This window comes from Methanoculleus sp. UBA413, from assembly GCF_002502935.1.
Classification (GTDB): Archaea; Halobacteriota; Methanomicrobia; order Methanomicrobiales; family Methanoculleaceae; genus Methanoculleus; species Methanoculleus bourgensis.
In genome coordinates this window covers 12,779-13,084 of record NZ_DAQR01000114.1, presented here as the reverse complement: position 1 = coordinate 13,084, position 306 = coordinate 12,779, and positions in this window count along the sequence as shown.

The following is a 306-nucleotide window of genomic DNA, read 5'->3' as shown; positions in this document are numbered from 1 at the left end:
AGGGAGCATGCGATGAGAGCCCGACCGGTTCGCTCCGGGAGGTTATCCTGCCCCGGGTATCGCCACACACTGCCCCCACCCCCCAGGGCGATGCCCACCACGGTCCACTGCCCGGGGAGAGCCCGGGGATACTCCGCATTCCCCACCCACGCTGAGGTGGGTGGGGACGATCACCAGAACCGGTACAGGGGTTCAACCGAGCTTGCACCTCGCCGATAGCCAACCCGGAACGCAGTGCACCCATAGGGAAAGTTCGCGCCAATGGCGGTCTCCCCTCCACAAGGAAGCCATGCCCGGGGCACAATG